The following is a 23180-nucleotide window of genomic DNA, read 5'->3' as shown; positions in this document are numbered from 1 at the left end:
CGGTGACTGATGCGGGATCCCGCCGCGTGGCGGGATATCGCCGCATGATGGGGCGCGCCCGGGCCACCGTCCAATGCCCGCCCGGCCTGGTCAGGCTGCCTACCAGGCATACCTCCATGTAGTCGTCGCCGCAGTTCATAGGCGGGCGGCGACCTGCGGCCCGTACCGCTCGACGCAAAAACGTGACAGCCCGGCCGCGAATGCCTCGATGCTGTGCAGCGCGTAGTGGCCGGCGTCCCACGCCGCGTGGAGGTGGATCTGCAGCGGTTCGCCCGAGTTGTCGAGGATCAGCAGCGGGTGCAGGTCGAAGCGGGGATCGTCGGAGACCACCGCGACGCCATGGCCCGAGGCCGCCATGGCCTGTACGACGTGCGGGGTGTCGCATTCGAGCACGATGTCGTACGAGGCGTCCGCGTCCTGCACGGCGTTGTCCAGGATGCGGCGGGTGCGGTGCGCCGCGGTGAGGACGATGAGGGGCTGCGCGGCAAGCTCCCTGATGGTGACGTGGTCCCGGTCCGCCCAGGCGTGGTCGGCACGGACGTAGGCCCACAGCGGCAGGCGGGCCACCGGGAGGCCGGCGAATCGACTCCTCGGAGGTGCTGAGGAGACGGCTACGTCGGCGCCCCTGGCAAGGGCCTGGTACGCATGTGCCGGACTCTCCGCCTGCACGGTGACGAGCGGATCTTCCGGTCCCCAGGTGGCCAGGAACGGCGCGATCACGTCGGTGATGGTGGTGGGCGGTGCCGCCACGGTGATCCGCATGGCACGACCGGCAGCCAGCGCACCGACCGCGGCCTCGGCGGCGTCCGCGCGGGCGACCAGGTCGCGGGCCAGCGGAAGGAAGCGCCGGCCGGCCGCCGTGAGGACCATCTGCTTGCCGCCGCGGTCGAAGAGCGTCATCCCCAAGGTCCCTTCCAGGCCGCGCAGTTGGCGCGACAGCGAGGGCTGGGCGACGCGGACCACCTCGGCAGCCTTGGTGACGGAACCGGTCTCCACGATGGTCAGGAAGTAGCGCAGCACTCGGATTTCCATGGCGGTGGTCCTTCGGGAGACGGAGGAGGCATGACACCTTCATGCCTCAAAGGCATGATAGTCAACCCTGCCAAGTATTTGAGGCTATGGCTGACTGGCTGCATTCTTGTCCCACCGGAATTCCTGGTGATCGGCACCCGAATCTCCGTCGACTTTTCCTCGTACAACAATCCTTTCGATTGGCTGGTTCCCGCATGGCCCGCCCCCTGCCCCTGATCCTCGCCCAGGCGCCTGGCCGCCCGGCCGACGACCTCACAGGCTTCGCCGCCGACGTGGAGCGGCGCGTGAAACTGCGCGCACCCGGCGCCCTCGTCGTCTACCCCGAACTGCACCTCGGCGAGAGCGCCCCCGGCGTCCCCGCCGCCCCGGCGGAGGCCGCCGAGCCGCTCGACGGCAAACGCGATGCGGCCTTCGCCGAGCTCGCGGGGGACCTGGGCATCTGGCTGGTACCCGGCAGCGTCTACGAGCGAGGCACCGACGACCGCGTCCACAACACGACACCGGTCTATTCACCACAGGGTGAGCGCCTCGCCGCGTACCGCAAGATCTGCCCGTGGCGCCCGTACGAGACGACCACACCCGGCAACCGGTTCGAGGTCGTCGACCTCCCCGGGGTCGGCCGCATCGGCCTGTCCATCTGCTACGACACCTGGTTCCCGGAGATCTCCCGCCATCTGGCCTGGATGGGCGCCGAGCTGATCGTCAACGTGGTCCGCACGTCGACGAGCGACCGCGCGCAGGAAGTCGTCCTCAACCGCGCCAACGCCATCACCAACCAGGTCTTCGTCGCCAGCGTCAACTCCGCCGCCCCCTCCGGGACCGGCCGCAGCCTCGTCATCGACCCCCAGGGCACGGTGCGCGCCGAAACCGTCGATGCCGGCGACTCCACCCTCACCGACGTGATCGACCTCGACGAGGTCAGCAACGTCCGCCGCTACGGCACCGCCGGTCTCAACCGGGTCTGGGACCAGTTCCGCCCCGGCGACCCAGCTCTCGAGCTCCCGCTGTACGGGGGTCGCATCGACCCCGCCACCTGGAACCCCGCCCACACCACCGAGGAGCCGCGATGTTGAACAGCGAGACCACACAGAGCACAGAGAGCACCATGAGGCTGAGGGGCGACCTGAGTCTCCTCTCCGTCGTCCTGTTCGGCCTGGCCTACATCTCGCCCGGCATCGTCGTCACGATGTTCGGCGTGGTCGCCGCCACCAGCGGCGGCGCGGCCCCGACCGCGTTCGCCATCGCCACCCTCGCGATGCTGCTCACCGGGCTGAGTTACGCGAAGATGGCGCGCGCCGTGCCCGGCGCCGGGTCCGTCTACACCTACGCCCGCAAGATGCTCGACAGCCGCATCGGTTTCCTGTCCGGCTGGGCGATGCTGCTCGACTACTTCTTCATCCCGATGGTCGGCTGGCTGATCACGGCGATCTACTTCAACGCCCAGTTCCCCGAGATCCCCAAGTGGGTCTGGCTGATCGTCTCGGTGGGCATCACCACCGCCATCAACGTCTTCGGCATGAAGCTCGCGGACCGCGTCAACAAGGTCCTGATGTTCATCGCTCTGGGGTCGCTGGTCCTCTTCGCCACCCTGTGTGTCGTCTTCCTCGGCAAGCACGGCTCCTCCGCCCCCGCCACCAACGCCCTGTGGAACTCAGGCACTTCGATCGGCGCGGTCACCGCGGCCGCCGCCATCGCCGCGTACTCCTTCCTCGGCTTCGACGCCGTCTCCACGCTCGGCGAGGAGGCCAGGGGCGGGGCCAGGACGATCGGCCGCGGCATCATCGGCTGCGTCATCGCCGCCGGAGCGATCTTCATCGTGCTGTCCTTCGTGATGCAACTGGTCCACCCCGGCGCGAAGTTCGCCGACGTCGACGCGGCCGCCTACCACCTGAAGGTCCAGGTCGGCGGCGAGACGTACGCCGAGATCATCAACTTCGTCACCATCGCCGGATCCATCGCCTCCTGTATCGCCCTGCAAGCCTCCGCCGCCCGCCTCATGTACGTCATGGGACGCGACGGCGCACTGCCCAAGGCCCTCTTCGGCAACCTGTCGAAGAAAACCGGCACGCCCGTCCTGAACCTGCTGCTGACCGCGGCCGCCGGTGTCATCGCCATGAAACTCGACCTGACCACAGCCACCTCATTCATCAACTTCGGCGCCTTCCTCGGCTTCACCCTGGTGAACGTCTGCGTGATCGCCCACCTGGTCCGAGAGCGCAGACACGACCGCACCCCCAACCTCTTCTCGTACCTGGTGATGCCGGCCATCGGCGCCGCCGTCTCCCTCTACCTGCTCACAAAGCTCGGTCACGTCGCACTCCAGATCGGCGGCGTATGGCTGGCGATCGGCGTCGTCTACCTGGCCGTCCTGACCACGGGCTTCCGCCGGCCCGCACCGGAGATGACCTTCGACGACGACACCGCGGCCACGGACCCAGTCACCGCGTAGCTCCCCTCCCTCGCCCGGGCTCATCGTTGCCCAGCACACCAACGAAGGCTGGCCGTTGCGCGTGATCCCGGTCGTAGTCCCTTGCGGCAGGACGAGGGGCGAATGCTGCCGTGCTCCTGATCGGATCGTCGAGCGGTCCTGCGAAAATCAGCGGTGTGGGGCCTTCTCGTGCTGTCTGCCATGAGATCCACGGTCAGCCGACGGAGGGGCCAAGTGTAGGGAACGCGGGGTCGTGCGCAGGAGTTCCTGCGGGAACGTCGGAGTCCGCGTGTGATGAGCACTGCCTGTGGCGGCTGATCATGAGCAGAAACCGGCACCAGGAAATCTAGTGCGGTCACTGCGAGTAGCGGCGATGCCGCCGTGCCGGCCGGTGAGGCCGGTCCCCCGCGGACGGCGGCGGCGAGGCGCTCGGCGTCCTCGTACACCGCGAGGTCATCGGAGGTCGCCACGAATAATCCATGTTCCTTCAGGAACGGCAGGAAGGTGTTGCTGCTGGTCACGGGCTGGTGCCCGTGACCAGCAGCACGGACGACGAGTGCCCGCCGGGTGTCACTGGTCAAGGTCTTGCACACTCCTATCGGCGCCGTGCGCACAGGCACGGCGGTTGCAGGTCAGAAGATCGAGAGCACAACAGGTCCTGATGAACGGGTGTTGCCGCCGCTCATCAGGCCGGCCCCGGCGTGTCAGGTCAGTCGCGTTCCGTGAAGACCTTGACGTCCCACGGGCCGAGTTCGATCGTGCGCCCGGCTGCGTATGTGGTGTGGGTGAGGATGTCCTCCACGGCAGTGGGGAGTGAAACGGACACCGGGTCCCATGACCAGTTGTGCAGGAAGCGGACGCGACGGCCGTCCGGGGCCGTGGCCGAGGTGGCCGTGACGCTCGGATACGGGAGGCGCCACGCCCCGGCCGGGGCGGCCGCCCAGCCGAACAGTGCCTCGGCGAAGGCCGGGTCGGGCACCGTGCCGACGTAGGTGATGCGGCCCTCGCCGCAGCGGCGGGTCGTAGTCGCGGGCCAGCGTTTGAGGTGCGGGTCGTCGTAGGTGGCCAGCACGTCCGCTCCGTCCGGGACGAGAGCCTCCGCCCAGTGCAGGGCGTCGGCTCCGGCCGGCAGCGGGAGTTCCGCGCTGCCGTGCACCCGTACCGCCGTGTCCAGGTTGGTGAATTCGTCGTAGGAGACCCCGGCGGCCCGGGCGAGACGGGCCGGCTGGATGTCGGTGCGGGCCCGGGCTTCGGGGTCCGCGTACCCGGTGCGGGGGCCTATCACCAGGTGTCCGCCGGATTCCGCGTAGGCGAGCAGCCGGTCCAGCGTCGCGTCGTCCGCGATGTAGAGCGCGGGGACGACGAGCAGCGGCGGCAGGTCCACCGTGTCCAGTTGACCGGGGTGAACCAGGCGTACTTGCAGGCCCGCGTCGAACGCGCCCCGGTAGAACGCGTCGAAGATCGTGGCGTGGCTGCGCTCGTCCGGTGAGCCGTCCGGCTTGGCCAGTGGGGGCTGAGCCCCCAGGGCCCATTTGCTGGGCAGTGAGTAGAGGAAGGCGACGTCCGTGTCCGGGGTGAGCGAGGCGACCAGGTCACCGGCCGCATCCAACTCGGCGCCCAGAGCGGCGAGTTCGCGGTAGATCCGGCCCGGCCGTCCGCTGTGCGGAAGGATGCCGCCGACGTAGGTCTCGGTGCCGACGTGCAGGGTGTGCCAGTGCCAGTACTCGATCATTGAGGCGCCTCGGGAGATCAGCGCCCAGGCGGCCTGGCGCCATTGCCCGTCGTAGGCGGGTTTGTTGTTCCAGGATCCGCCGATGGTCTGGGCGTTGGTCTCGGTGACGAGGAAGGGTTCCTGTCGGGAGGCGTAGAAGCGGTCGGCGATGCGGTAGAGCGCCCAGGTTCCCTCGTTGGCGGCCGCGCTCTGGCGCGTGGGGTGCGGGTTCGGCAGGGTGAGTGCGTCCTGCATGGGGTAGTAGGGGTTGCCCGCGGTGACATCGAGGTTGCGGGTGAGCGCGTCGTCCTCGATGCCCGGGCGGTCGTAGGCGATGCAGGTGGTGACGAACTGGTCGGGGCTCGCGTACTCGCGGACGATGCCGGCCTGCCACTCAATGAACTCGGTGGTGAGAGCGGCCTGGAAGCGGCGCCAGGCCAGGTCGTACTGTGGCTGGCTGTTGCCGTCGGGCGTCCACAGATCGGCCCAGGTGGACAGGCGGTGCGACCAATAGGTCAGGCCCCAATCGCGGTTGAGGGTGTCGACGTCGCCGTAGGTGTGACGCAGATGGTCGACGAAGCGCTGGAAGACGCCGTGGTTGTGGAACAGTTCCAGGCCGGGCTCGTTGTCGACCTGGAATCCGATGACGGCGGGGTGCTCGGCGTACCGGGCGACGACCTTGCGGATGACGCGCTCGGCGTGGAAGCGGAACGCCGGGTGCGTGTAGTCCACTTCCTGCCGCGATCCCCAGCCGATGCGCTGCCCGGTGCCGCGTTCGCCGGCGATCTCCGGGTACTGGCGGGCGAGCCACGGGGGTATCGCGTAGGTCGGGGTCCCGAGGATCACGGCGATGCCGCGCTCGTGCGCGCCGTCCAGGACCGGCTGGAGCCAGTCGAGTTCGAAGCCCCCGTTCTCGGGCTCCCAGGTCGACCACACGGATTCACCGACACGGATGACGTTGAAGTGCGCCTCGGCCATCAGGTCAAGGTCGTCCTTGAGGCGCTCGTAGGGCTGGTACTCGTAGTAGTAGGCGGCACCGAACAGGACGCGCCGGGGCGGCTGGAACATGACTCTCCGTAAGTTGTCGAGTGGCCGGCCAGGGCCGGGGCGATCCGTCAGCCGTTCGCGAGCAGGTCCAGGTGCTGGTCGCGCGAGACACACCGGTCGAGTGCGAAGGAGTCGGCCAGGGCGAGTACGTCGTCGTCGCCGAGGCCGCGGAAGAGCTCGGCGTACTCCCGGATCAGCGGCTGGCCCAGCACGACGTGCCGGATGATGACGTCGAGCCACTGGCGGGTGCTGAACGGCTGCCCGCAGAAGCCGGGGAACTCGTCGACGACGAGTTGTTCGAGCGGCTTGATTAGGTCCAGGGCGGCGCCTTCGGGGGAACCCCAGGCTTCCGCACCCAGGCGGTGCTTCTTCGCCATGAACGCGCCGAAGTGCCGGTCGTAGGCGCTGCCAGGGGCAAGGTGGACGAGCCCTTGCAGGCCGACGTCCTTGTATGTCCAGATGGTCCAGTTCGCTTCGTGGCGCCGGTAGATCTCCAGTTGGTCGGCGAGCAGTTGGGCGCACTGCTCGTCCCGCACGGGGTCGCCGGTGTAGACGGGACCGAACTCGCCGACCCAGATGGGGGTGTTGGTCTTGCGCATGTACGCGGTGCGACGCAGGAAGGAGTCCTCGACCTGGTCCCTGTCGATCCAGACGCCGTCGGTGTGGCCGGGGTAGCCGGTGCTGCGGGCGAACCCGGCGCGCGCGTAGTCGTGGCAGGTGTAGACGGTGTTGTCGATGGGGTCGCCGAAGATGTCGAACTCGGTGGAGTAGTGGTTGCCGTCGAGGAAGAGGATGTGGTGCGGGTCGACCGCGCGGATCGCGCCCGCGAGGCGGTCGTAGAAGGCGGGGAGCACCTGCCCGGAATCGTCGGCGGGCTCGTTGATCGGGTTGTAGCCGGCCACCCACGGGTTGTCCTTGTAGCGGTCGGCGATGACTTCCCACAGGTGGACCACCCGGTCCTGGAAGTGCGGGTGGGTCCAGAAGAACGACAGGTGCGTGGGGTTGTCCGAGTGCCACTGGTGGTTCTGATAGCCGGGCAGGGAGTGCAGGTCGATGATGGTGTAGATGCCGTACCGGGCGCACAGTTCCACCACGCGGTCGAGGTGCGCGAAGCCCTCCTCCCGCATCTCGAACGGTCGGGCGTCGTCCTCGAAGTGACGGTAATTCACTGGCACACGCAGGCAGTTGAGACCCCTGGACGCAAGGAGCGCGGCGTCGGCCTCGGCAAAGAAGACGGTCAGCAACCGGTCGAAGAACAGCTCGTAGCGGCGCTCGCCGAGGACGTCACGTACCGCTGAACGCATGGCGTCCTCATTGCCCGGATAACCGGTGATGAAGTTCTCCATGTTCATCCAGCCACCGAGCCCGGCGCCGCGAAGCCGGACCGGAGTGCCGTCGCGGGTGGCCAGGCCGGTGCCGGAGGTCTTGAGCAGGGGGTTCGAGTCCGGGAACGAGTCGTGGGAGCTGGGCGCGGATGGTGTCGTGATCAGCACGGGGGATCCTTCGCTGTGTGGTGGCGGGCTGGGAGCGATGGCGGATCAGGGGGAGTTGGACGGCCGGGCTGTTGGGAGGGACCTGCGGTGCGGCTTCGCAGGCCGTGGGCACCACACCGGCGGCGGTACGACGATCCTCATACGCTCGGCGCCGAGCCCGCGCGAGCAGGATCGGGCGAGGGAGTCCGGGCCCCCTTGAAGGGGGTCGGGGACGGGACGGAGGCTGCCGGGCAACCGGGGACGGCGCCCCCCAGGGGCAGCCGCCCGGATCAGTCGTGCGGTGGCCGGGTGGATTCTCGTACGACCAACTGGGTTGCGAGCTCGACATGGTGGGAGTCGATCTTCTCCCCGGCGGCCAGTTGCAGGGCGGTACGCAGGGCCACGGCCCCCATCTCGCGGACGGGGCCGTGGATGGTGGTCAGCGGTGGGGAGGTGACCTGGGCGAGCGGTGTGTTGTCGAAGCCGACGACGCTCAGGTCGTCGGGTACGCGCAGGCCGCACCGCCGGGCGGCCTCGATGACCCCGGCGGCCAGTTCGTCTGAGGCGGCGAATACCGCGGTGGGCGCCGGGTTCACGGCGAGCAGGCGCGCCCCGTGGTCGATGCCCTCGGCGGCGTGGAACGTACCGGCGTGGCGGATCAGTTCGGTCGGCACCTGCGCGCCTGCCGCATCCATCGCACTGCGGAAGCCGTGCAGGCGGGCCTGGTTGGAGCCGGCGTGCTCTGTGCCGCCGAGGTAGGCGATGCGGCGGTGGCCGAGGGACAGCAGGTGCGTGGTGGCGGCGTGGCCGCCGGAGAAGTTGGTCGCACCGACGCTGACGATCGAGTCGTCGGGCAGTGATTCCGGGTCGAGCAGCACCAACGGCATACGGACCCGGTCCAGCGCCTCGCGGGCCGTGGACGACAGGGTGTTCGCCGTCACCGCAATGACGGCACGCCGTCCTGCGGCGGCCAGGTCGCGGGCCCAGGAGGCAGGATCGGCCGTCGGATCACGGTCGCCGCGCCTGCCCACCACCACCGCGATGCCCTCATCCGCTCCGGCGTCCACCACGCTCTGAATGATCTCGGTGTGGTAGATGCTCAGTCGCTCGAACCCGAAGAAGAGCTCCACAGTGGGGTGTGAGCGCAGATCATCCCGGTAGCCGCCGTAGTTGTAGCGGCGCAACAGCTCCAGGACCTTGTCGCGCGTCTGCTGAGCCACGTCACGGCGACCGTTGATGACCTTCGAGACGGTGGCCACCGAGACGCCGGCGGTCTCAGCGACCTTCGCAAGGGTGACGCGTTGAGGATCGGATGCCATGGCTCTCCCGGGGCGTGACGGCGGGCGGTTGGCCCGACTGCCCAGCACCGTAGCATCGAAATTTTTTTCGTGAATCCCTTGAGTCAAGGTGGTTGCAGAACAGGAAAATTGGCCGTGCGGCAGGTATTGACGGGCTTGTTTGCCGCACCTAGCGTTCACCGCCAGCACGCCAGATAGAAATAAGTTTCGAACTCGCAGGGCATGTTCTTTCGGTCCTGTGCGATGGCGGCTCTTCAGGCGATGTCGACGCCACCGACCCAAAGGGGCAGACCCGAGATGACACGAATCCACGTGAAGGGTTCAGCAGACCCGACCGGCACCACCACGGGACCTTCCCGGCGCGGCTTCCTTCTGGGAGCGGTCGGCGCCGGTCTCGCCACTACGTCACTGGCGGCCTGCAGTTCCGGCGGCTCGGGCGGCTCGGGCGGCTCGGAGATCGTCTTCATGAACCAGTCCCGCGGTCAGGCCGCGACGCTGAAGAAGCTGGCCCAGCAGTACACGAAGCAGACCGGCGTGAAGATCAGGATCGACGACGTCGGCCCGGCGGACTTCGTGACCAAGCTTCAATCGAGCTCCCAGTCCCGCAACATGCCGGACATGTACTCAGTGGTCGACGGCCACACCATGGCCCCTTACTACAAGGCCGGCTGGGCGATGGACCTGACCGATAAGATGAAGGGCAGCTGGGGCGACACCTTCCGGCCCGCCACACTGAAGACGACGACGTTCGCGGCGGACAATCCGCAGGGCGTGAAGCCAGGTGTCTACAGCGCACACTGGGAGACCCCGGCCCTGGGAGTCTTCGTCAACGCCGCGATGTACAAGGCCGTCGGGCTGAACCCGGACCAGGCGCCTGCTTCCATGGGCGAGTTCATCGATCAGATGCGCAAGATCAAGAAGTCTGGGAAGGGTCCCTTCTGGTTCGCAGCGAGCCTGTCCAACCAGGTGATCCAGTCCTACGCCTCCAACTACATGACCGACGAGGAGCTCAACGCCACCTTCGTGGGCGACAACAGCTGGAAGAGCGAGGGCTGGCGCAAGACCCTGCAGCTCGTGGTCGACCTGCGAGACGCCGGCGTGATCGCCACCGGCTCGCTGCCGAGCGGCAACACCGACAACCCCAACGTGGAGAAGGCCTTTTTCAACACCCAGGGCGTCGCGGCCATCTTCGACGGCACCTCGGCCGTCGGCGTGGCCCGCGCGACCGCCCCGGACTTCACCGACTTCCGCTCCTTCCCGCTTCCCAAGGCCGATGACGGCACCCAGACCCCGCGCCTGGTCGGCGGCGCGGCCAAGGGCGCAGCGGTCAACCCCCGCAGTAAGAAGGCCGCCGAGGCGCTGAAGTTCCTGAAGTGGCTGACCGCCGCCGACCAGCAGCAGACATGGGCCACCGGGGTCCCGCTGATCCCCTCCGCGCGCGCCGTGTCCGGCAAGAACATCCCCAAGCAGCTGACCGGCATCGCCGCGGACATCTCCCACATCCAGCTCGTCCAGAACCAGATTCTGGAGCAGGTCAACACCGCGCTGCAGAAGGGCACTCAGGCCCTCGTCCTCAAGGAACGCTCGGTCGACCAGGTCCTCGGCGACCTCGACGCGGCGCAGAAGAGCGCGTAATGCAGCGCGTGATGAGGCGGCGCAGTCGCGTGCCCGCGGCCTGGCTGTTCCTGGCGCCGGCACTCGCCATGATCGGCCTGTTCACGGTGGTCCCCTTCGTGCAGGGCATTCTCCTGAGTTTCCAGTCCTGGGACGGGGTGAGCCTGGACACGCCGTACATCGGGCTCGACAACTACCGCTATGTGTGGCATGACACCCAGTTCTGGGGCTCGATGAAGAACGCCGTCCTGTACGGCGCGGTCGGTCTGGTCGTCGCCAACGCGGTCTCGATGGTGATGGCCCTTGCCGTGCACCGTGCCCGCCGCGGGTCCGCGTTCTTCCGCACCGTCTTCTACCTCCCTGGGGTGTTCTCCACGGTGGTGGTGGGCGTGATGTTCTCGTGGTTCCTCGACCCGAACATCGGGATCGTCAACCAGGCACTCAAGGCCGTCGGCCTCGACGGACTTCAGCACAACTGGCTGGGTGACCCCAAGACGGCCGTGATCGCGGTCGCCGCCGTGTTCGTCTGGTACCACTGGGGCTTCGGCTTCATCCTCTTCCTCGCCGGCCGGCAGGACGTGCCCAAGGAGCTGTACGAGGCATCATCCCTGGACGGGGCCCGCGGCTGGGCCCAGTTCCGCTACGTCACCTGGCCCGGGATGTCGCACGTCACCGGCATCGTCAGCGTACTGACCCTGCTCAGCGGACTGCAGATCTTCGGCACGGTCCAGGTCCTGACCGGCGGCGGCCCCGCAGGCCACACCGAGGTTCCCACCCTGCACATCTACCAACAGGCTTTCCAGTACAACGAGTACGGCCGCGCGGCCGCCATGTCCGTCATCTTCGGGCTGTGCCTGATTGCCCTGGCCTGCTTCCAGCTGTGGGTCTCCCGCAGGCTCGGCGGAAGCACCGACCCCCGGACGGAGAAGGGAAGGTGACCGTGAACACTCTTCTCGACCCGGCACCGAAGTCAAAGACGGCGCCGACACCGACGCAGAGCGAGCCGCGAGGCCGTCGAAACCGTCTGCGCGGACCACGGGTAGCCCTGTACGCGCTGCTGATCGCCGGCGCGCTGGAAGCGCTGGTGCCGATCCTGTGGGTGCTGAGCGGATCCCTGCAGAGCGCGAAGCAGCTGTACAAGGGAACCGACCCCATCCCGCACCCCTTCGAATGGGGCAACTTCGCCACCGCCTGGAACGAGGGAGGATTCAGCCAGTACCTGCCCAACAGCCTCCTCTACACGGCGGCGGCGGTCCTCGGGATCCTGGTCATCGCGAGCCTGGCCGGGTACGCCCTGGCACGCATCGAGTTCCCCGGCCGAGGCGCGGTCGTGGGCTTCATCCTCGTCATCATGATCATCCCGATGCCGGCCTCGTTCATCGCCCAGTACAAGCTGCTGATCACTCTCGGACTCGCCAACACCCGCATCGGCTACATCCTTGTCCTCATCGCCGGCGGGCTGCCGATCTCCATCCTGATCATGCGCGGGTTCTTCGCCAGCCAGCCCAAGGAGTTGGAGGAGGCCGCTGCCATCGACGGCGCCTCCCTGCTCGGCACCTTCTGGCGCATCATCCTCCCGCTGGCCAAGCCGGGCCTGATCGCGGTGGCCGTCATCCAGGCCATGGGGGTCTGGAACGAGTACCTCATGGGCCTGGTGCTGTTCAACGACAGCTCACTGATGCCCGTACAGCGCGGACTCACCAACTTCGTGTCGGCGGATTCTCCGCAACAGCAGATCCTGCTCGCCGCCTCGGTCATCGCGGTCCTGCCGATTGTCATCTTCTACGCGATCGCACAGCGCCACATCATCAGCGGGCTCTCGGCGGGCGCGCTCAAATAGCCACGCACAGACCAGTCGCTCGCCCGACCCAGCAACGACCAGTGAGGAAGCTGCAGTGTCCATAAGAGTCCGGAGTGTGCGTTCCACCCTCGTGAGAGGTACCGCGGCCACCGTGCTGGCGCTCGCCGCGGCCCTGGCGGGCCCCCCGACGTCCGTGGCCGCGACCGCGGACGCGTCGAGCGCGACTTGGCCGCGGGTCGACATCAGGCAGTTGCCGGTGCCGCCGACCGTCCCGCAGGACGGCGTGTGCACGCATCCCACCGGCTGCGTCTCGACCGACTGGAGCGGTATCGGCACACCCGGCCCGGCCAGGGACCCGAAGTATGTGTTCCTGGGCATCACCTACGCCGGGGCGCCGGATTCAGGACCGGCTAGCGTCTATCGCGGCAACCAAGTCCTGGTGGTCCGCACCGACGGGGGCGCCTTCCCGAACGGCGAGGCATGGAAGTGCGTCACGTGCGGCGTGTCCCTCGGCCCCGACATCGACACCAGCCAACTCGTCTACCCGCCCGCGAACGAACTGCCCGACCGCAAGCGCGTCCTGGTCAGCAACGGCATCCTGGAGTGTGGTCCCGACGGAGCGACGTACGCGGTCACCGACCCGCGCTGCACCCCCGCCAACACCCGCATCACGCCCATCTATTGGAACGGCAAGCCGCTCTTCGAGCCCGACAGCAGCGGCATCAACAACGGCCGAGAGTGGCGGCTGAGCCCCGACGGCGTCCATCTGGTCTGGGACGTCCTCGACTTCAGGGCACTCATGGAGATCCCGTACGTCGGACGCCTCTCCTACGACAAGGAGAACCGGCGCTATGAGCTCACCGGGACCTCGGTCCTGGTGAACCCGTCACCGGCGTACCAGCCCCTGGTCGTAGAGGGCGGAAACCAACTGCGCCTCAACCACGCCGGCATGATCGGTGAGCCGCGCGGCTTCACCAGCGACGGGAGCGGGATCCTCGGCATTCAGAGCCTGAACTCCGACAGCATGGACGCCTGGGCCACCGACCTGGCGACCGGAGCCTCGCGGCCGCTCACGCAGCAGGCCCACTACACCGACCCCATGGCGATGTCCCCCGACGGCAAGTGGTTGCTCGCCGACGAGGTCAACGGATCGGGACGCCTCGACTTCATCTCCGGCATGCCGGGCGTCCCCCCGCTCACCGCGGCAGCGGGCACCGCCCCGTACATCTCCGGGATCCGCAACAACGGCAACCGCCGCTTCTTCTCCCCTTGGCTCGTGGACGCGAAGACCGGCCGGGGTTTCCAGCTCAACGCCGGATCCGACCCGAACTGGAACGCCGCCGCCGACCCGGTGTGGCTGGCCGACAGCACCGCCGTCGTCTACACCGAGAACCTGGCCTGCGGCGCCAATCCGGCACCGCACCGCTGCGCCGACTCCACGGAACCCGGGGGCCGCAACAGCCGGTTGATGATCGCCCGCTTCCCCGACCTCAAGCCCAGCGCACCCATGACGCCCGCGCCGGTCTCGGACAAGACGTGGGGCCAGCCGTACGACCCGAGCACACCTGCGCAGCAGCCGAAGCCCGTGCCGACCGGCACGTACACGCTGCGCGGAAAGGTCCAGGGCACGGCCACCGTGCAGATCACGAACAACAGCTCCGGCACCCAGGCCCTCGGCATCGCCGTCTCCTACAGCAACTACAGCGACGACGGCACGAACATCATCAACGGCACCGAGAAGGTGGAGCACGTCTCCAACACGGCGCTCGGCTGCACCCCCGGCACCGCTTCGGCCCTCGCCTGTGTCACCTGGACCGAGGACCTGACCCTGTCCGGCCGGCACACCGGCACCAAGCGCACAGGCCCCGACGGGTTCACCCTCGGCCCGGCCGCGATGCTCAAGAACGAATTCCAGGCGATCGGCACGCTCACCACGACCATCGACGGAACCACCTACAGCCAGCCGGCCAACGGCAGCTGACCCAGGCGGCTCCAGATCCGGACACCGGAGGACACAGACCGGATGACTCTCAACACCCCCGACACCCCACATGAGTTGGCAATCGATTTCGGCGGCGACCGGTTTCCGGTGTCCGGCAGCCGCCCGCGGCTCTCGTGGAAACCTCCCCGCAGCGCCGCGGCGCTGGACGATGAGTACGAGCTGCAGATCCACATCGACGGCCAACCGGAGCAGATCGCCCTCGTTGTCGGCCACTTGCTTGTCGACTGGCCGATGCGCCCACTGCGCAGTGGTGAACAGATCCGCTGGCGGGCACGGACCCGTGCCGCCACGGAGGCTTCCGAGTGGAGCGCCTGGCACGCCTTCGAGGCCGGGCTCCTGGAGGCGGACTGGACGGCGTCCTGGATCACCCCGGCCGACGATCCCCAGATCGCGCAGCTAGCGCCCGGCACCCGGCCGGCGCGCACCCTGCACGCCACATTCAGCACGCCGGGAGTCGCCCGTGCCCGCCTGTACGCCACGGCCCTCGGGGTGTACGAGGCGTTCGTGAACGGCAAACGCGCCGGCACTGTCGAACTCGCGCCCGGCTCGACCTCCTACGAACGCACCCTGTACGCCCAGGCCGCCGACGTCACCGCATCCATCCACCCCGGCGTCAACAGCATCGAGATCGTGTTGTCCGACGGCTGGTACCGCGGCCAGGTCGGAGCCTTTCGCAAACCCGCCGGCTGGGGCGGACTCCTCGCGGCCCGCCTGGAGTTGCATCTCGACCTCGCTGACGGGACACGCCAGATCGTCCGCACCGACGAGCACTGGACCTCCACCTTCGGCTCCATCACCCGCGCCGACTTGATGGATGGTCAAATCACCGACCTCCTTGCGGCTCGAGGACCGGCGCTTCCGGTCCTCGTCGACGCCGTGACGGCACCCCCGATCGACTGGTCCCCGGCCCCGCCCGTACGCCACATCGAGGACCTGCCCTGCCGCGCGCTCACCCGGCTGCAGAGCGGCGCCTGGATCGCCGACTTCGGCCAGAACGCCTCCGGCTGGCTCTCGCTCACCGACCTCGGCCCGGCCGGCACCCGCACCGTGATCGACCACGGCGAACACCTCGACCCGGCCACCGGCGACCTGACCACCACCCACCTCGACATCCAGCGCCCCGGCGACCCGGTCACCGTCTTCGTCCAGCACGACGAGATCACCTCCTCCGGCGCCGCCGGCGAGACCTTCGAGCCCCGCCACACGGTCCACGGATTCCGCTACGCACGCCTGGAGCGCAGCGCCGCCCCACTGGACGCGTCGGACCTCACCATGCGGGTGGTCCATACCGATCTGCGCCCCACCGGTACCTTCTCCTGCGGCAACGAAGACCTCAACCACCTCTACGACGTAGCGCGTTGGAGTTTCAGGGGCAACGCCGTCGACGTACCCACCGACTGCCCGACCCGCGAACGCATCGGCTGGACCGGCGACTACCAGGTCTTCGCGCCCACCGCCGCACGCCTCTACGACATCCACGGTTTCAGCCGCAAATGGCTGCGCTCGGTCCGCGACGACCAGCTCGATGACGGACGCATCGCCAACTTTTCCCCCGACGGACGACGCATCAAGCTCCACACCGACGCGCGCCTCGACTCGATGACCGGCTCCGCCGGCTGGGGCGACGCCATCGTGCTCGTGCCGTGGCTGCTGTACGAGACGTACGGCGACCGCCGGGCCCTCGCCGAGAACTGGGACGCGATGGTCCGCTGGGTCGACTTCGCGCTGACCACCGCCCGAACCGCCCGCCACCCCTCCCGGGTGGCCCGCTCCGTCGAACCTCTCCCGCACGAGGAGTACCTCTGGGACGGCTCCTTCCACTGGGGCGAGTGGTGCGAACCGAAACCCCGCACCGCGGACGGATCCCTCCTCCAACCGGCACAGAATTGGATGGAGACCGACAAGGGCGAGGTGGGTACCGCCTTCCTGTACCGGTCCTGCGTCACCCTCGCCGCAGTCGCCGATGTCCTGGGCCGCGCAGCCGACAGCGCCCGGTACGCCCGCCTTGCCCAGCGGGTCAAGGACGCCTGGTGCACGGAGTTCCTGGACGAAACCGGCCGCACCACCGTCGACACCCAGGCCAGCTACGTCCGCGCACTCTCCCTCGGCCTTGCCCCCGACGAGCTGCGCGACGCGGTCGCCGCACGCCTGGCCGAGCTGATCCGCGAGGCCGGCACCCACCTGGGCACCGGCTTCCTCTCCAGCGCCGACCTGCTGCCCGTCCTCGTCGACACCGACCACGCCGACCTGGCGTACGAGGTCCTGCTTCAGCGCACGTCGCCGTCCTGGCTAGGCATGCTCGACCGGGGTGCCACCACGATCTGGGAGGAGTGGGACGGCGTCGACGAGAACGGCGACGCGCACGAATCCCTGAACCACTACAGCAAGGGCGCGGTCATCCACTTCCTGCACACCCACGTGCTCGGGCTGCGACAGGCCGAAGGCTCGGTGGCCTGGGAGCGGTTTGTCGTGGCGCCGGTGCCACATCCGTCGGTGGGCTGGGCGCGTGGCACTTTCGTCAGCCCGCGCGGCACCATATCGGTCGAATGGCGCACCGAGGGCAGCGAACTGCACCTGGCCGTCGACGTCCCGCCGACGGCCACCGCCACCCTCATCTTCCCTGATGGCGAGGAACTGGCCACGGGCCCCGGTCGGTTCACGGCACGCCGGGGCTGAGGTTCTCCTGTTAGGCGCTTCTCGGCGGCGCCCAACAGGACCGGGCGGCACGGGGGAGGGTGGTCCGCTCCGCTTCTTCAACGCACGGTGGGTGCAGCCGTCAGGCGTAATGCGCACTCTGCCCAGCGAGCGCGTCCTCCTCGGCGGGCTGCTGCGGGACGCTCCGCTGTGCCGCCAGGCCGGTGGGCGGGTCGTGGTCCGGGCGACGGGATCGATGGACACCGTCCGCCCTCAGTCCCGAGGTCCGCACGCGGTGGGCCGCGCATCCCATGCGGAGCCACCACGGCGGCATCAAATCCAGCACCCAGTCGCCGGCCCGGGTGGCTGCCCAACTGGAGAGGACCTTGATCCGGTCTTCGTCCGGGGTGCCCGGCTCGGCGGTGTAAAGAGTCAGGGAGCGCGCTTCGCGGGCGGACATGGGCAGATCCAGCGGCTGGTAGGTGAGCTCCAGAAGTGCTCGATCGCTGCTCATGATCACGTGGAAATACTCACCACCCCGCGGAACCTACACCAAGACCGCCCTCCTGCCCGCCGCAGTCACCGCACATGGCGAAGTGAGTGAACGCCTGACGCGTTCAGAGTCCACGTGGGCCTGATGTCCAGCTCCTCCTCGAAGAGTCGCTCGCACTCACGAAATGCCCGGTGAGCGCCCGCCGAGTCGCCTGCGGCGAGGCGGGCCGCCGCCACGACTTCGTAGGCTGGTTCGACGAACGGGTCATGGGCGAGAAGACGGCGGCAGGCGGCAATGGCCGCTGTGTGGTCGCCGGTTTCCAGCAACAACTCAGCTGTCGCCAGGGTGAGTTCGGTGAAGCGGACCGCCAGCTCGTCGCGTACGGGAATCGCCCACTCGAAGGCCGGATAGTCGTGGAGGAACGGCTGTTGGTAGGCGCCCAGAACTTTCTGGCCTTCTGCCGGGTCGCACTCCGCGGACGCCAGCAACTGGTCGGCGTGTACGCGGAATTCGTCGGCGTCGATGGTCACGCTGTGCGGGTCGAGCCAGATCCGGTCCGCGGAGGTGCACACGAATCGGGTGGGCTCGCGCGGCGCCCGGTCGGGCTCGAGCACATGGTGCAGCGCGTGCAGGGCCACCCGGAACCTGACGCTCGCCTTCTCGCGTGACAGCTCCGGCCACAGCTTGTCCTGAAGCTCCGAGCGGCTCTGGGAGTGGCGCTCGCTCGCGCACAGCAGCAGGAGGATCTCGATCGCTTTGCGGCGCCCGAACGACTCCGCGGTCAGGGTGGCGCCTCCACGGTCGACCGCGAATCCGCCGAGAGTCGTCACACGCAGTACGGACTGCGCCGGTGGAGACGGGTGGGTGGTGGTGCCGTCGGCCGGCGGGCTGATCCGGCCCTGCAGGTAGGCCACGTGGGCGGCGGCGCACCCCTCGGCCCGCGCTGCGTCGAGCCACGCCCGTCGGACGGCTTCCTCTGTGATCCCGAGCCAGCCGGGGGTTAGCCAGATGTCGGTGAGGTTGAGATTCACCGTGCGCGTCAGCACGTCCTGTGCCCGCGCGGCGAACGCGGCCCGATCCCCCTCGGCGAGGTCCAGCGACGCCAGCCATTGGTCGCAGAGCAGCGGCACGAGCGCATCGCCGCACTCGTGCGCCAGCTCTTGGGCCTCCTTGAGCCACGTGCGGGCCGTCGGGTCGTGCCGGCTCGCCAGTGCGGCGCCGATCGCCAGTCGGGCCATGGCTTCGAGGTAGCGGTCTCCGGCAGCGGCCAGAATCTCGACTGCGTCGATTCCGAAGCGCAACGTGTCCTCGGGCCGCCCCATCCGGTCAGCGAGGACCGTCAGGCCCATGAGGGGCTCGGCCCGGAAACGGTCGACGCCGAGCCGCTCGGCGAGTTCGAGGGATTCCAGCAGGTGCTGGTGGGGCTGGCGGACGTCGGTGGATCCTGAGCCGGTGATGAGGGCCAGCCCCAGGCGACCGGTCGAGACGCAGGTGAGCAGAGGGGAGCGCAGGTCCCGCCCCAGGCCGATCCCGACCCGGGCGTGCTCGGCCGCCCGGTCGGCATGCCCCAGGAGTGCGTGCATCCAGGCGAGCAGAGCCGAGCTCTCGCGGTGGGCCATCGGGATGCGGCTGTGGTCGTCGGTGAACCGCTCCAGCAGGCTGCGGGCCTCCAACAGCCTGCCCTGACGCACCAGCAGGCGGGGGCGCAGTGCGGCAGTGTGCACGTCACCCGCCCGCTCCAGCAGTCGCGCGGCGTGGGCCAGGCGACCACGGTTGATCTCGTTCTCGATGCGCGGCGCGAGAAGGTCGTGCCCGTGCGGGCCGACGGCCGTGAGGCGCTCGAGGACCTCCTCCGTGCGCGCGGGGTGCACCGTGTCGAGATGAACGGCGAGCTCTGCCCGCAGTGCTTCACCGAGGTCTTCGCCGGCTTCAGGGTCGATGAGCTGTGCGGCCCGGCGCGCTAGGTCGATGGCCTCGTCGAACCGGCTGCTCAGGCGGACCGCGTGACTACGCGCGACGAGGAGCGCCGGGTGCTCGTCGAGGGCGGGGCCGAGGTCGTCCGTCAGGGCGAGGAGGGTGAGGTGACGGCCGGAGGCCAGCAACTGCCCGGAGATCACGGCCACATCGCGCGCGGCGGCCTCGGGCTGCTGCGATGCCAGGGCATGGGTGGCCGCCCGCTCGTACTCGCCGCCCGCGCGGTGGTGGCGTGCGGCGGCGGCATGCAGTTCGCGCCGCCGCGCAGGGTCGATCTGGCTGATGAGGAAATGGCGGAACAGGTGGTGCATCCGGTAGGAACCCGCGTCCGTTTCGGCGCAGAACAACCCCGCTGCCGCGATGCCCCGCAGCGTGCGCGCCGCCACCTCCATCGTCGTGCCGGCCACGGCGGCGCAGGCTTCGGGCGTGAGCGGAGAGAGCACCGACACGTCGAGGAGGAACCGCTGCACGTCCAGGGGTTGCTCGGCGAAGACCTGGTTCCCGAGGAAATCGAAGGCGGCGTCCCTCCCCGCGGGCAGCGCCGCGAGCAGTTCCTCGGCGCAGTGGTGACCGCGGTGCAGGCGGCGGCCGATCAGCGACAGGGCGATCGGCCAGCCCTCGGTCTCCTCGACCAGCACCTCGACGACCGGTGGCGGCAGGCTCACCCCGAAACGGGAGTGGAAGTAGGCGACGGTCTCGTCGTCGTCGAACGCGAGCAGGCCGCGGTCGATGACGCGCACCGCGTCGTACCTGGCGTTGCGGCCTCCCCAGGACTCGGGATCGAGGTGGGTCCGTGACGTCGCGACGATCTGCACCCGCGTCGGGAGAACGTCCACGAGCCGCCCGACGACCGCGTCCACCGGGGAGCCGTGGACCACGTGGTAGTCGTCGAGCACGATGTACGTCCCGCCCGCCGCGGCCCACTCGTCGATCCGGTCGAGTGCACGGTCGAGCAGGGCGGACCAGCTGCCGCTCAGGGATTCCGGATCTCCGGCGTCGTCCTGCGTGATGGTCACGGCGGCGGTGAGGTGCGCGAGGAAGGTGTGCGGATCCCGGTCCGCGGGGGTCAGGGCGTACCAGGCCCGGTGGGCACCGGTCGTCACGGCGTCGACCAAGGTCGTCTTGCCGTACCCCGCGTCCGCCTCGACGCACACCAACGGCACGTCGGCCGCTTCGGCGAAGGCGGCCGCAGCGCGGGGCCGTGCGATCCGCGCCGCGACCGGCCTCGGCGGCCGCAGCCGGGTACGGACGATCTCGGTCACCACCGCATCGTAAGTCCGCTCTGCGGTCACGAGGTCTGCTCCCTGTCCCAGCCTGGGTCGGCCTACGCCTTGGCCACTGCCTCCGCACCGGCCACGTCCACGTCGACACCCGGCACGCCTGTCCCCTCAGCACCGGGAACGGCCTGCGGATCACGGCGTACGGACGCCGTGTTGGTCTCCCGCAGCCGCCAGGTGCACCAGGTCGTCACCAGCGCCATCGCGGCTACGAAGACGGCCACCGGCCAGGTCGCTCCGGTCTGGGCGATGAGCGCCGTCATGATCACCGGCGTGCCACCGCTGACGGTGATCGCGGCGAGCTGGTAGGCGAGCGAGGCACCGGAAAGGCGTACCCGGGGAGCGAAGAGTTCGCCGAGGTAGGCCGCCAGCGGACCGAAGGTCAGGGACTGGAAGACCGCGCCGACGGTGACGGCGACGAAGAGCATCTCCAGTTTCGCCGTGTCCACCAGCCAGAAGTACGGGAAGGCCCAGACGACGAGCGCGACGGCTCCCACCAGGATGACGGGGCGCCGCCCGAAGCGGTCGGAGGCGGCCCCCGCGGCGAGCGTCGCCGCCACTGCCACGAGGGAGCTCAGCAGCGACCCGGTGAGCAGTGCCTCACGGTCCATCCCGAGCTCACCGGTGGCGTAGGCCAGGACGCCCGTGTTGCTGATGTAGAAGAGGCAGTTGGTGGCCGCGAGCAGCCCGCAGCCCAGCAGAATCGAGCGCCAGTGGTCGCGTATCGCCTCCTTGAGCGGCGCCTGCGCCACCTGAGGACGGGCCCCGCGCTCCGCACTGCGCCGCAGCTGCTCGAACTCCGGAGTGTCCTCGACCTTGGTCTGGATGAAGAGCACGACGGGGAACAGCAGGGCGCTGCAGAAGAACGGGACGCGCCATCCCCAACTCAGAAAGGTGTCGTCGGAGGTCAGCTTGGTGGTGAGCAGGAAGGCGGAGTTGCCCAGGATGATGCCGAGCGGGACGCCCATCTGCCCGAAGGTCCCGGCAAACCCGCGCCGCTTGGGGCTCGCCGACTCGGTCAGCAGCAGCACGATGCCGCCCCATTGACCGCCGCAGGCCAGGCCCTGCGCGAACCGCAGCACCACCAGCAGCAGCGGCGCGGCCACACCGATGGTGCCGGCACCGGGCAGGCAGCCGATCAGGAAGGTCGCAAGACCCATGCCCAGCAGGGCGACCACGACGACGGGCTTGCGCCCGTGCCGGTCCCCGAGGTGCCCGGCGATGGCGCCGCCGATCGGCCTGGCCAGGAAACCCGCCCAGAACGTGCTGAACGAGAGCAGCGTCCCCATCAGCGCCGAGGAGTGCGGGAAGAACACATGAGGGAACACGAGGGCGGCGGCGGTGCCGTACAGAAAGAAGTCGTACCACTCGATCGAGCTGCCGAGCAGACCGGCGGCGAGCAGTTTGCGCTGCGCGCGCGCAGATAGCTGGTCATGGTGAGTCTTCATGTGCGGCTCCTTCTTCTGGCAGGCCAGGCTCGGCCGGGGACGTGCAGGGGTGCAGGGGGGTCTGAATCGCTTGCCGGGGTGCTGGGGGTCCCGCCTCAGCCACCGGTGACGAACTCGGCCAGAGCGGCGCTCCAGGCGGCGCGTTCCTCGATGAACGGGACATGGCCGCTGTTCTCGAAGTAGGTGAGGGATGCGCCGGGGATGTCCTTGGCTGCCGCCTCCGACCACCATGGGTCCCAGATCTCGTCGTGGCGTCCGCAGAACACGGCGACCGGGATCGTGAGGTCCGCGAGACCAGGTCGCAGGTCCTCGGCGAGCAGCGCCTCGAAGGACTTCAGGCCCACGAACGCGGACACTTGGAGGCCGATACGGATCATCCAGTCGCGCGTCGGGGCGAGATCGGTACGGTGAAAGTTTCGGCCGTACAGGCCCTGGATCGTCTCCACCCTGCTGAAGCGCACGGCGTCGCACAGCGCCTGCGCGCTGCCCTCGGGACCGCCGTACGGCGCGTCGGCGGCCTGCAGAAGGCGGGGTCCCGACCCTGTGAGCACGAGCCGCGCGACCGGCGCCCCGATGGTCTGCACGAACTTCAGGCCGATGTGGCCGCCCATCGACCAGCCCACCAAAGTGACGTCCTCAAGGGACAGTTCGCGCATCAGCGTGGCCAGGTCGGCGCAGAACGTCGCGTAACCGTAGTCACCCCACGGCTTGTCCGACGCTCCGTGGCCCCGCAGATCGACGGTGATGACGCGGAACCGGTCGGCCAGGTCGAGCACCTGGTAGTCCCAGACGTCTCCACTGCCTCCCCATCCGTGCACGAACACGAGGGGGCAGCCCGTGCCCCGGTCCTCGTAGGCCATACGGACACCGGGCGCCACATCGACGTACGGCATGAGCTTCTCCTCATTGTGATTCCTGCGAAGTGATGGGCGAGCGTGCGGCTACGGCG

Annotated in this window: 15 protein-coding genes; 7 read left to right on the top strand and 8 right to left on the bottom strand. The window is 68.9% G+C overall.

Annotation, left to right across the window (positions count from 1 at the left end; translation table 11 throughout):
- Nucleotides 1–135: 135 nt before the first annotated feature.
- Complete coding sequence (locus OG574_RS38745; RefSeq protein WP_266667758.1) at nucleotides 136–1032, bottom strand: LysR family transcriptional regulator; 897 nt, start codon at nucleotides 1030–1032, stop codon at nucleotides 136–138.
- Nucleotides 1033–1226: 194 nt separating this feature from the next.
- Between OG574_RS38745 and OG574_RS38740 the strand changes: the two genes are divergently transcribed.
- Together OG574_RS38740 and OG574_RS38735 are read left to right on the top strand one after the other, a co-directional pair.
- Nucleotides 1227–2105 carry a carbon-nitrogen hydrolase family protein gene (locus tag OG574_RS38740; RefSeq protein WP_266676160.1) on the top strand — a complete coding sequence of 293 codons (879 nt, stop codon included), beginning with the start codon at nucleotides 1227–1229 and terminating at the stop codon, nucleotides 2103–2105.
- Complete coding sequence (locus tag OG574_RS38735; protein WP_326777002.1) at nucleotides 2099–3481, top strand: APC family permease; 1383 nt, start codon at nucleotides 2099–2101, stop codon at nucleotides 3479–3481. The genes OG574_RS38740 and OG574_RS38735 overlap by 7 nt, the downstream gene beginning before the upstream one ends.
- Before the next feature lie 688 nt (nucleotides 3482–4169).
- Here OG574_RS38735 and OG574_RS38730 read toward each other — a convergent pair.
- The 3 genes from OG574_RS38730 to OG574_RS38720 form a co-directional block, all read right to left on the bottom strand.
- Nucleotides 4170–6239: a beta-galactosidase gene (locus OG574_RS38730; protein ID WP_266667762.1), complete on the bottom strand. Its 2070-nt coding sequence runs from the start codon at nucleotides 6237–6239 to the stop codon at nucleotides 4170–4172.
- 47 nt (nucleotides 6240–6286) lie between these two features.
- Nucleotides 6287–7711 carry a glycoside hydrolase family 5 protein gene (locus tag OG574_RS38725; protein WP_266667764.1) on the bottom strand — a complete coding sequence of 475 codons (1425 nt, stop codon included), beginning with the start codon at nucleotides 7709–7711 and terminating at the stop codon, nucleotides 6287–6289.
- Nucleotides 7712–7980: 269 nt separating this feature from the next.
- Nucleotides 7981–9009, bottom strand: a complete 1029-nt coding sequence (locus tag OG574_RS38720; protein WP_266667766.1) for a LacI family DNA-binding transcriptional regulator — start codon at nucleotides 9007–9009, stop codon at nucleotides 7981–7983.
- A 276-nt stretch (nucleotides 9010–9285) separates the two neighbouring features.
- On the opposite strand from OG574_RS38720, the gene OG574_RS38715 reads away from it, so the two are divergent.
- The 5 genes from OG574_RS38715 to OG574_RS38695 all read left to right on the top strand — a co-directional run bounded on the left by OG574_RS38715 (nucleotide 9286) and on the right by OG574_RS38695 (nucleotide 17081).
- A complete protein-coding gene (locus OG574_RS38715; protein ID WP_266667768.1) occupies nucleotides 9286–10623 on the top strand; it encodes an ABC transporter substrate-binding protein in 1338 nt (445 codons plus the stop codon).
- Between the two features lie 11 nt (nucleotides 10624–10634).
- Nucleotides 10635–11540, top strand: a complete 906-nt coding sequence (locus OG574_RS38710; RefSeq protein WP_266667769.1) for a carbohydrate ABC transporter permease — start codon at nucleotides 10635–10637, stop codon at nucleotides 11538–11540.
- Nucleotides 11537–12442 (top strand): carbohydrate ABC transporter permease, encoded by a 906-nt coding sequence (locus OG574_RS38705; RefSeq protein WP_326777001.1) that lies wholly within the window; start codon nucleotides 11537–11539, stop codon nucleotides 12440–12442. The genes OG574_RS38710 and OG574_RS38705 overlap by 4 nt, the downstream gene beginning before the upstream one ends.
- Before the next feature lie 76 nt (nucleotides 12443–12518).
- Nucleotides 12519–14384 (top strand): hypothetical protein, encoded by a 1866-nt coding sequence (locus OG574_RS38700; RefSeq protein ID WP_326777000.1) that lies wholly within the window; start codon nucleotides 12519–12521, stop codon nucleotides 14382–14384.
- Between the two features lie 42 nt (nucleotides 14385–14426).
- Complete coding sequence (locus OG574_RS38695; RefSeq protein ID WP_326776999.1) at nucleotides 14427–17081, top strand: alpha-L-rhamnosidase; 2655 nt, start codon at nucleotides 14427–14429, stop codon at nucleotides 17079–17081.
- A gap of 100 nt (nucleotides 17082–17181) precedes the next feature.
- On the opposite strand, the gene OG574_RS38690 is transcribed toward OG574_RS38695, so the two are convergent.
- The 4 genes from OG574_RS38690 to OG574_RS38675 all read right to left on the bottom strand — a co-directional run bounded on the left by OG574_RS38690 (nucleotide 17182) and on the right by OG574_RS38675 (nucleotide 23124).
- Nucleotides 17182–17553: a hypothetical protein gene (locus tag OG574_RS38690; protein WP_326776998.1), complete on the bottom strand. Its 372-nt coding sequence runs from the start codon at nucleotides 17551–17553 to the stop codon at nucleotides 17182–17184.
- Between the two features lie 65 nt (nucleotides 17554–17618).
- Nucleotides 17619–20768, bottom strand: a complete 3150-nt coding sequence (locus OG574_RS38685) for a BTAD domain-containing putative transcriptional regulator (protein WP_326776997.1) — start codon at nucleotides 20766–20768, stop codon at nucleotides 17619–17621.
- A 62-nt stretch (nucleotides 20769–20830) separates the two neighbouring features.
- Complete coding sequence (locus tag OG574_RS38680) at nucleotides 20831–22231, bottom strand: MFS transporter (RefSeq protein ID WP_266667783.1); 1401 nt, start codon at nucleotides 22229–22231, stop codon at nucleotides 20831–20833.
- Nucleotides 22232–22326: 95 nt separating this feature from the next.
- On the bottom strand, nucleotides 22327–23124 hold the full coding sequence (locus OG574_RS38675; RefSeq protein WP_266667785.1) for an alpha/beta fold hydrolase: 798 nt from the start codon (nucleotides 23122–23124) through the stop codon (nucleotides 22327–22329).
- Nucleotides 23125–23180: the final 56 nt, after the last annotated feature.

The organism is Streptomyces sp. NBC_01445, assembly GCF_035918235.1.
Lineage (GTDB): Bacteria > Actinomycetota > Actinomycetes > Streptomycetales > Streptomycetaceae > Streptomyces.
The sequence above is the reverse complement of the archived record's forward strand: the minus strand, read 5'-3'. Positions and strand labels throughout refer to the sequence as shown.